Source organism: Streptomyces thermovulgaris (genome assembly GCF_002155915.1).
Taxonomy (GTDB): Bacteria; Actinomycetota; Actinomycetes; order Streptomycetales; family Streptomycetaceae; genus Streptomyces; species Streptomyces thermovulgaris.
Genome location: NZ_MUME01000315.1, coordinates 1 through 10,297 on the forward strand (window position 1 = coordinate 1; position 10,297 = coordinate 10,297).

Genomic DNA, 10,297 nt, shown 5'->3' on the forward strand with positions numbered 1-10,297 from the left:
CCCTGTCCGGCGGCAACCAGCAAAAGGCCGTCCTGGCCCGCTGGCTGCTGCGCGGCTGCCGGGTGCTGCTGCTCGACGAACCGACACGCGGGGTGGACGTGGGCGCGCGCGCCGAGCTGTACGCGGTCGTCCGCCGACTGGCCGACGAGGGCCTCGCGGTGCTCCTGGTCTCCAGCGAGATCCCCGAAGTCCTCGGCCTGGCCGACCGCGTCCTGGTGCTGCGCGAGGGGCGCGTCGTCCACACCGCGCCCGCCCGTGAGCTCGACGAACACCGTGTACTCGACCTCGTCATGGATGCACACCCCATGGATGCACTCTCCGTGGCCGGCGAAGGGAGCCAGGCGTCATGACACAGCATGTGTCCCCGCCCCGGGACGGCACCGACAAGACCGCACCCGCGGCCCGGCGGCCGTCCGTCTGGCACGGCCTGACCGCCCGCGTCGACGTCCGCACCCTCTCCCTGCTCGGGGTGCTCGCCGCGCTGATCCTCATCGGCGGGATCACCAAGCCGGACGAGTTCCTGGACGGCCGCAACCTCCAGCTCGTCCTCACCCAGGCCTCCGTGATCGGTGTCGTCACCGTCGGCATGACCTTCGTGATCACCTCCGGCGGGATCGACCTGTCCGTCGGTGCGATCGTCGCGCTGGCCTCGGTGTGGGCGACCACGGTCGCCACACAGGAGTACGGCTTCGGCGGCATCCTGTTCACCGCGGTGGCGGTGGGGGTCGGCTGCGGCCTGGTCAACGGACTGCTCATCGCCTACGGCGGCATGGTCCCGTTCATCGCCACCCTCGCCATGCTGGCCTCGGCACGCGGTCTGGCCCTGCAGATCACCGAGGGCCGGACGCAGATCGTCACCGTCGACAGCGTTCTCAGCCTCGGTGAGCGCGACTCCTATGTGCTGGGCATCCCGCCGCTGGTGCTGGTGTTCGCGGCGGTGACGATCGTCGGCTGGCTCGTGCTCAACCGCACCACCTTCGGCCGCCGCACGGTCGCCGTCGGCGGCAACGCGGAGGCGGCCCGCCTCGCCGGCATCGACGTACGCCGCCAGCGCCTCTACCTGTATCTGCTGTCCGGGCTGTGCTGCGGTATCGCCGCCTTCCTGCTGATCGTCCTGTCCGGCTCGGGCCAGAACACCAACGGCAACCTCTACGAGCTCGACGCCATCGCGGCCGCGATCATCGGCGGCACGCTGCTCAGCGGAGGGCGCGGCACCATCACCGGCTCGGTGCTCGGCGTCCTCATCTTCACCACGATCACCAACATCTTCGCCCTGAACAACCTGCAGAGCGACGTCCAGCAGATCGCCAAGGGCGCGATCATCGTCGCCGCCGTGCTGGTCCAGCGCCGTACCGCGAGCACGACCTGAGGAAAGGGTTCACCGCCATGTCAGCACTCACCAGTCGCAGAGGACTGCTCTTCGGGACCGCCGCCGTCTCGGCCGGTGCCCTCCTCGCCGGCTGCACCAGCAACGAGCCAAAGTCCGGCAAGCCGGCCACGAGCGACCAGCCGGCCGCCGACGACAAGCCCGGCAAGCCGGTCACCATCGGCTTCGCCGGACCGCAGGCCGACCACGGCTGGCTCAACGCCATCAACGAGAACGCCAAGAACCGCGCCAAGCAGTACTCCGACGTCACCCTGGAGATCACCGAGGGCTCCAACGACACCGCCACGCAGATCGGCCAGATCGAGACCCTCATCAACAAGAAGGTCGACGTGCTGGTGATCCTGCCCGCCGACGGCAAGGCGCTCACCCAGGTCGGGCTGAAGGCCATGCGGGCCGGCATCCCGGTGGTCAACCTCGACCGGATCTTCAACACCCCGCAGGCGTACCGCTGCTGGATCGGCGGCGACAACTACGGCATGGGCCTCAACGCCGGCCACTACATCGGCCAGAAGCTCAAGGACAAGCCGGAGGCCCGGGTCGTCGAACTCGCCGGCCTGGACAACCTGGAGCTGACCAAGCAGCGCACCCAGGGCTTCGACGACGCCCTGAAGAACTACCCGAACATCAAGAAGGTGGCCCGTCAGGCGGCCGAGTTCACCGTGGAGTCGGGGCAGGCCAAGATGGCCCAGCTGCTCCAGGCCCAGAAGAAGTTCGACGCGGTGTGGAACCACGACGACGACCAGGGCGTGGGCGCGCTGCGCGCCATCGAGCAGGCCGGCCGCGACGACTTCCTGATGGTCGGCGGAGCGGGCGCGCTGTCCGCCTTCCAGGCCATCAAACAGGACAACAGCGTGCTGAAGGCCACCGTCCTGTACCCGCCGACCATGGCCGCCTCCGCGATCGACCTGGCCCGCGCCCTCGGCCAGGGCAAGGGCGTCGGCGGGCTCGCCGAGTACGAGATCCCGGCCTCGATCACGCTGTACTCGGCCGTCGTCGACAAGAACAACGTCGACCAGTACATGTCCACCGGTTTCCGCTGATCGTTCCATCCCGCACCCCGAGGCCATCGCCACGAGGCCTCGTCACGAGGCCGTCACCACGAGGACGAGGAGGACATCCGTATGGGACAGCCGCAGCAGCCGGAGGGAGCAGAGGGCAAGCCACCGCTGCGCATCGGCATGGTCGGATACGCCTTCATGGGCGCCGCCCACTCCCAGGGCTGGCGCACCGTGGGCCGCGTCTTCGACCTGCCGCTGCGGCCGGTCCTGGCCGCGATCTGCGGCCGTGACGGAGCAGCCGTCCGAGCGGCGGCCGACCGGCACGGCTGGGCCGCCGCCGAGACCGACTGGCGGGCGCTGGTCGCCCGGGACGACATCGACCTCGTCGACATCTGCACCCCCGGCGACAGCCACGCCGAGATCGCGCTGGCCGCGCTCGCCGCGGGCAAGCACGTGCTGTGCGAGAAGCCGCTCGCCAACTCCGTCGCCGAGGCGGAGGAGATGGCACGGGCCGCCGAGGAGGCCGAGAAACGGGGCCGGCTGGCGATGGTCGGCTTCAACTACCGCCGGGTGCCCGCCGCCGCGCTGGCCCGGCGGATGATCGCCGAGGGCCGGCTCGGCACCCTGCGGCACGTGAGGGTGGCGTATCTCCAGGACTGGCTGGTGGACCCCCAGTTCCCGCTGACCTGGCGGCTGCGCAAGGAGGCCGCCGGCTCGGGCTCCCTGGGCGACCTCGGCGCGCACATCGTCGACCTCGCGCAGTACCTGGCGGGGGAGCCGCTGGCCGGGGTGTCCGCGCTCACCGAGACCTTCGTCCGGGAGCGCCCCCTGCCCGCCAAGGCCACCAGCGGCCTGTCCGGCGCCCCGACGTCCGGCACCGGACGGGTCACCGTCGACGACGCCGCCCTGTTCACCGGCCGCTTCGCCTCCGGTGCCCTCGCCTCCTTCGAGGCCACCCGCTACGCCACCGGCCGCAAGAACTCCCTGCGCATCGAACTCAACGGAGAACGCGGCTCACTGGCCTTCGACCTGGAGCGCCTGAACGAGCTGCACTACCACGACGGCACCGAACCCAGCACCCACGCGGGCTTCCGCCGCATCCTGGTCACCGAACCCGACCACCCCTACCTGGACGCCTGGTGGCCGCCGGGCCACGGCCTCGGCTACGAGCACACCTTCGTCCACCAGGCCCGCGACCTGGTCCACGCGATCGCCGAGGGCACCAGGCCCGAACCCTCCTTCGCCGACGGGCTGCAGGTGCAGCGCGTGCTCGCGGCGGTGGAGGAGAGCGCCGAGAAGAACTCCGTCTACACCCCCGTCGCCGCCTGAGGAGGCTGTCGCCATGCCGCGCGGATTCACCCTGTTCACCGGCCAGTGGGCCGATCTGCCGCTGGAGGAGGTCTGCCGCCTGGCCCGTGACTTCGGCTACGACGGACTCGAACTCGCCTGCTGGGGCGACCACTTCGAGGTCGACAAGGCACTCGCCGACCCGTCGTACCTCGCCTCCCGGCACCAGCTGCTGGACAAGTACGGCCTGAAGTGCTGGGCGATCTCCAACCATCTGGTCGGACAGGCGGTGTGCGACGCCATCATCGACGAACGCCACCAGGCGATCCTGCCCGCCCGGATCTGGGGCGACGGCGAGCCCGAGGGCGTACGGCAGCGCGCCGCCGCCGAGATGGCCGACACCGCGCGCGCCGCGGCGGCCTTCGGCGTCGACACCGTCATCGGTTTCACCGGCTCCTCCATCTGGCACCTGGTCGCCATGTTCCCGCCCGTGCCCGAGTCGATGATCGAGCGCGGCTACGAGGACTTCGCGAACCGCTGGAACCCGATCCTGGACGTCTTCGACGCCGAGGGCGTGCGGTTCGCGCACGAGGTCCACCCCAGCGAGATCGCCTACGACTACTGGACGACCCAGCGTGCCCTGGAGGCCGTGGACCGCCGGCCGGCCTTCGGCCTCAACTTCGACCCCTCGCACTTCGTCTGGCAGGACATCGACCCGGTCGGCTTCCTGTGGGACTTCCGCGACCGGATCTACCACGTCGACTGCAAGGAGGCCCGCAGACGGCTCGACGGCCGGAACGGCCGGCTCGGCTCCCATCTGCCCTGGGGCGACCCGCGGCGCGGCTGGGACTTCGTCTCCGCCGGGCACGGCGACGTCCCCTGGGAGGACGTCTTCCGGATGCTGCACTCCATCGGCTACGAGGGCCCGATCTCCGTGGAGTGGGAGGACGCCGGGATGGACCGGCTGCAGGGGGCCCCGGAGGCGCTGCGGAAGCTCAAGGAGTTCGACTTCGACCCGCCGAGCGCGTCGTTCGACGCGGCCTTCGGCGGAGAGTGAGCAGGACGCGGCCTCCGGCGCACAACGGCCTCCGGCGCACAGCAGGGAGGCCGCGGAACTCCTCCGACGCGCCGTTCGAGGGGCGCGGCCGGGCCATGACCGGGCCGTGCGGCGTGCCGCGCCCCTCGGACGGAGAGCGGGGCAGGCCGGTGGCGTGGGCGCCACCGGCCGGTCCGGCATGCCCGGAAACCGCTTTGTCCTCGGGCGGGAAAAAGTTCAACTTCCTTGCTGCACAAGGGCTGTTCGACTTCGACAAAGCGAGCTACGGTCCCGGAGTTGTACTGGTCACGACATCTCCGGGGTGACGGCGCACCCCGACGCATGGCATCCGTCCCGTACGCTCCACCCTCCCGGAGGGAACTTCGTGCACAGGAAACGTCACAGATTCCGCAAGGCACTGGCACTCCTCACCGGCTCCTTACTCGCAGGGACCTCGCTCGCGCTGACCGCGCCGCCGGCGAACGCCGCCGACCCCGGGGCCACCCGGCCTCCCGCGGCGGCCGCCGAGGACTTCCAGCAGGTCACCCTGGCCAAGGGTGCAGCCGAGGTCGGTGAACCGATGTCGCTGGCCGTCCTTCCGGACCGCAGCGTCCTGCACACCTCCCGCGACGGCACCCTGCGTCTGACCGACGCGCAGGGCAACACGTCCGTCGCCGGCAAGCTGAACGTCTACAGCCACGACGAGGAGGGGCTCCAGGGCGTCGGCGTCGACCCCGGCTTCGAGCAGAACCGGTTCATCTACCTCTACTACGCGCCGCCGCTGAACACCCCGCCCGGCGACGCCCCCGAGAACGGCACCGCCGACGACTTCGCCCCCTTCGAGGGCGTCAACCGGCTCTCCCGCTTCGTCCTGAAGCAGGACGGCACCCTCGACCTGTCCAGCGAGAAGAGCATCCTCGAGGTCCCCGCCACCCGCGGCATCTGCTGCCACGTCGGCGGTGACATCGACTTCGACAAGGACGGCAACCTCTACCTGTCGACCGGCGACGACTCCAACCCCTTCGCCTCCGACGGCTACACCCCCATCGACGAGCGGCCGAACCGCAACCCGGCGTTCGACGCCCAGCGCACCTCGGGCAACACCAACGACCTGCGGGGCAAGATCCTGCGGATCAAGGTCAACCCGGACGGCTCCTACGACATCCCCGAGGGCAACCTCTTCCCCCCGGGCACCCCGAAGACCCGTCCCGAGATCTACGCGATGGGCTTCCGCAACCCGTTCCGGTTCAGCGTCGACAAGGCCACCGGCCACCTCTACATCGGCGAGTACGGCCCGGACGCCGGCTCCGCCAGCCCCGCCCGCGGCCCCGCCGGCATGGTCGAGTTCAACCGTGTGACCAAGCCCGGCAACTACGGCTGGCCCTACTGCGTCGGCAAGAACCAGCCGTACGTCGACTACGACTTCGCCACCAAGCAGTCCGGTGAGGCCTTCGACTGCTCGGCCCCGAAGAACACCTCGCCGAACAACACCGGCCTCGTCGACCTCCCGCCGGCCGAACCGGCCTGGATCGACTACGACGACGGCTCGGTCCCCGAGTTCGGCACCGGCTCCGAGTCCCCGATGGGCGGCCCGGTCTACCGCTACGACCCCGAGCTGAACTCCGCCGTGAAGTTCCCCGAGTCCTACGACGGGAACTTCTTCGCCGGCGAGTACGGCCGCCGCTGGATCAAGCGGATCGTCCACGACGAGGACGGCACCATCCAGTCCATCAACCCCTTCCCCTGGTCCGGGACCCAGGTGATGGACATGGCCTTCGGCCCGGACGGCGCCCTCTACGTCCTGGACTACGGCCTGTCCTGGTTCGGCGGCGACGAGAACTCCGCGCTCTACCGCATCGAGAACGTCACCAACGGCCACGCCCCGACCGTGACGGCCACCGCGGACAGGACCTCCGGCAAGGCACCGCTGAGGGTGTCCTTCTCCGCGACCGGCAGCGACGCCGACGGAGACGCCCTCACCTACCGCTGGGACTTCGGTGACGGCACCACCGGCACCGGCCAGTCGCCCCGGCACACCTACCGCACCAACGGCACCTACACCGCCACCGTCACCGTCACGGACACGACCGGCTACACCGCCACCGCCAACGTCCACGTGGTCGTCGGCAACACCGCGCCCACCGTCACCTTCCAGACCCCGGCGGACGGCGCCCTGTTCGAGTTCGGCGACACCGTGCCGTTCACGGTGAAGGTCACCGACCCCGAGGACAGAAGGATCGACTGCTCCAAGGTCACCATCCGCTACATCCTCGGCCATGACAGCCACGGTCACCCGATCACCTCGACCAACGGCTGCAAGGGCACCATCACCGCGCCGGCCGACTCCGACCACGACCCCAACGCCAACATCTTCGGCGTCCTCGACGCCGAGTACACCGACAACGGCGGAGGCGGCCAGGCCCCGCTGACCACCCACGCCCGGATCGTGCTCCAGCCCCGCCAGCGGCAGGCCGAGCACTTCAGCGACCAGAGCGGCATCCGCATCCACGACAAGCCCCAGGCCCACGGCGGCAGGACCGTCGGTGACATCCACGACGGCGACTGGATCTCCTTCACGCCCTACCACCTCGACGGCGCCCGGACGCTCACCGCACGAATCTCCTCCGGAGGCGCCGGCGGCCACCTGGAGGTCCGCAGCGGGGGACCGAAGGGCACCCTGCACGGCTCCGGCGTCGTCCCCGTGACCGGCAGCTGGGAGACCTTCCAGGACATCGACATCCCGCTCAGCAGGCTCCCGAAGAAGACCACCGAGCTGTACCTGGTCTTCAAGGGCGGCAGCGGAGCACTCTTCGACATCGACGACTTCACGATCTCCGACAGGAAACCCGCGAAGAACGCCAAGCGCGTCCTCGTCTTCTCCAAGACCGCCGGCTACCGGCACGACTCCATCGGCACCGGCATCCAGACCCTGAAGGAGCTCGGCGCACAGCACGGCATCACCGTCGACGCCACCGAGGAGGCCGGGCAGTTCACCACCGCCAACCTCGCCCGCTACGACGCCGTCGTCTTCCTCTCCACCACCGGCACCGTCCTGAACGCCGAGCAGAAGCAGGCGTTCGAGAAGTACATCGCCGACGGCGGCGGCTACATGGGCGTCCACGCGGCCGCCGACACCGAGTACGACTGGCCGTTCTACGGCGGCCTGGTCGGCGCCTACTTCGAGTCGCACCCGCACATCCAGAAGGCCACCGTCCGGGTCCCCGAGCACGACCACCCGGCCACCAGGGACCTCCCCGACGCGTGGGAGCACACCGACGAGTGGTACAACTACCGCACCAACCCGCGTGACCACGTCCGCGTCCTGGCCACCCTGGACGAGACCACCTACCAGGGCGGCACCATGAAGGGCGACCACCCGATCGCCTGGTGCCACTCCTACCGGGGCGGACGCTCCTTCTACACCGGCCTCGGCCACACCGAGGAGGCCTACGCCGAGGAGGCCTTCCGCAGCCATCTGCTCGGCGGGCTGAAGTACGCCACCGGCCAGGAGAAGGCCGACTGCAAGCCGCGCACCGGCTACCGGGACCTCTTCAACGGCCACACCCTCGACGGCTGGAAGCAGGCCGGACCGGGCGGCTTCACCGTCGAGGACGGCGCACTGCACTCCTACGACGGCATGGGTCTGCTCTGGTACCAGGCCAAGGAGTTCAAGGCCTACTCCCTGAAGCTGGACTGGAGGATGCGGGGCGACGACAACTCCGGTGTCTTCGTGGGATTCCCCGCCTCCGACGACCCCTGGTCGGCGGTGGACAAGGGATACGAGATCCAGATCGACGCGACCGACGCGCCGGACCGGACCACCGGAGCCATCTACTCCTTCCAGTCGGCGGACATCGAGGCGCGTGACGCCGCGCTGCGCCCGCCGGGGGAGTGGAACAGCTACGAGATCCGGGTCGAGGGCGAACGCATCCGGGTGTACCTCAACGGAGTCAAGATCAACGACTTCACCAACAAGGACCCCGAGCGGAGCCTGAGGAGCGGTCACATCGGAATCCAGAACCACGGTCCGTCCGACCATGTCTCGTTCCGCAACATCCGGATCAAGGAACTGCCCGTGAAGGGCTCCTGACCCCTTCAAGCGGCGGCGGGCGGAAGACGCCGGACTTCCGCCCGCCGCACCCGGCCCGGCCGGGGACCGGGGCGCAGGTCCCCGGCCGGGCACGGCACAAGCCCGGGATCCGCCCGGCATCCGGGGCCGGCCCGCACCGCCCCACCCGTCCGGCATCGGGTTCGCGTACGACAAGGAGGCTGCCCATGTCCGCCGAACCTTCCGTCCCCTCCTCCCGCACCGGTGTCTGGCTGATCGGCGCGCGAGGCTCCGTCGCCACCACCGCCGTCACCGGATGCGCCGCCGTCGCCGCCGGACTGCACCCCACCACCGGCCTCGTCACCGAGACCGAGCCCTTCGCCGCGAGCGGTCTGCCCGCACTGGCGTCCCTCGTCTTCGGCGGGCACGACATCGTGGACTGCCCGCTGCCCAAACGCGCCGAGGCCCTCGCCTCCGCCGGTGTCCTGCCGCACGGCCTGCCCTCCGCCGTCCACGGCGAACTGACCGCCGCCGACGCGGAGATCAGACCCGGCGGGCCGCTGCCCGGCGACACCCGCGACGAGGACGCCCTCATCGACGCCTTCGCCGACGACATCCGCGCCTTCACCCGCCGCCACGGCCTCGCCCGCACCGTCGTCGTCAACGTCGCCTCCACCGAACCGGTCCCCGAGGGCGCCGCCCTGCCCGCCAGCTCGCTGTACGCGGCAGCCGCCCTGCGCGCGGGCTGTCCCTACGTCAACTTCACCCCGTCGGCCGGACTGCACCATCCCGCGCTCGCCGCCGAGGCCCGAGCCGCCGCCCTGCCGTACGCGGGCCGGGACGGCAAGACGGGGCAGACCCTGCTGCGGTCCGTGCTCGGCCCGATGTTCGCGCAGCGGGCGCTGAGGGTGCTGGCCTGGTCCGGCACGAACCTCCTCGGCGGCGGGGACGGCGCCGCCCTCGCCGACCCCGCGGCCGCCGCCGCGAAGAACTCCGGCAAGGAACGGGTCCTCGCGGACACCCTCGGCACGGTCCCCCAGGGCACGGTGCACATCGACGACGTGCCCGCGCTCGGCGACTGGAAGACCGCCTGGGACCACATCGCCTTCGACGGCTTCCTCGGCACCCGGATGACCCTCCAGACCACCTGGCAGGGCTGCGACTCGGCGCTCGCCGCGCCCCTGGTCCTGGACCTGGTCCGGCTGCTGGCCCGCGCCCATGAGCGCGGACTGACCGGACCCCGCCCCGAACTCGGCTTCTACTTCAAGGACCCCGATCCGGGCGCCCCCGCCGCGCTGGGGGAGCAGTACGCGGCGCTCCTGGACTTCGGCCGGCGGCTGAGGGATCCGCGATGACCCGCCGCGCCCTGACCGTTCTCGCCCTGGCGGCGGCCGTCGCCGCCGCCGTCGCGGCCCGCGGGCGGCCCCGCCACGGGGAGGACCACGACCGTCCGGCGCCCCGGGCGGAGCACGGGACGCGGCCCCGGACGGAGCGAGGGACGGGGACCGGCGACCGGCCCGCCGTCCCTCGCTCCGTCCGGG

General features: G+C 70.9%; 8 protein-coding genes. All 8 read left to right on the forward strand.

Going from position 1 to position 10,297, the window contains the following annotated elements; all coding sequences use genetic code 11:
* On the forward strand, positions 1-350 hold a 350-nt coding region (locus CCN35_RS22110; RefSeq protein ID WP_143631754.1), incomplete at its 5' end, for an ATP-binding cassette domain-containing protein.
* A complete protein-coding gene (locus CCN35_RS22115; RefSeq protein ID WP_086794032.1) occupies positions 347-1,369 on the forward strand; it encodes an ABC transporter permease in 1,023 nt (340 codons plus the stop codon). The genes CCN35_RS22110 and CCN35_RS22115, both read left to right, overlap by 4 nt.
* Positions 1,370-1,386: 17 nt before the next feature.
* Positions 1,387-2,427 carry a substrate-binding domain-containing protein gene (locus tag CCN35_RS22120; protein WP_086794033.1) on the forward strand — a complete coding sequence of 347 codons (1,041 nt, stop codon included), beginning with the start codon at positions 1,387-1,389 and terminating at the stop codon, positions 2,425-2,427.
* Positions 2,428-2,508: 81 nt separating this feature from the next.
* Positions 2,509-3,714, forward strand: a complete 1,206-nt coding sequence (locus CCN35_RS22125; protein ID WP_067388910.1) for a Gfo/Idh/MocA family protein — start codon at positions 2,509-2,511, stop codon at positions 3,712-3,714.
* Positions 3,715-3,727: 13 nt separating this feature from the next.
* Positions 3,728-4,729, forward strand: coding sequence for a sugar phosphate isomerase/epimerase family protein (locus CCN35_RS22130; protein WP_086794035.1), 1,002 nt, complete (start codon positions 3,728-3,730; stop codon positions 4,727-4,729).
* Between the two features lie 364 nt (positions 4,730-5,093).
* The gene (locus CCN35_RS22135) at positions 5,094-8,798 is read left to right on the forward strand and encodes a ThuA domain-containing protein (RefSeq protein ID WP_086794036.1); all 3,705 of its coding nucleotides are present in this window, start codon (positions 5,094-5,096) and stop codon (positions 8,796-8,798) included.
* A gap of 185 nt (positions 8,799-8,983) precedes the next feature.
* Positions 8,984-10,111, forward strand: coding sequence for an inositol-3-phosphate synthase (locus CCN35_RS22140; protein WP_067388904.1), 1,128 nt, complete (start codon positions 8,984-8,986; stop codon positions 10,109-10,111).
* The coding region (locus tag CCN35_RS28970; protein ID WP_211285563.1) for a hypothetical protein at positions 10,108-10,297 on the forward strand (190 nt) is incomplete at its 3' end. The genes CCN35_RS22140 and CCN35_RS28970, both read left to right, overlap by 4 nt.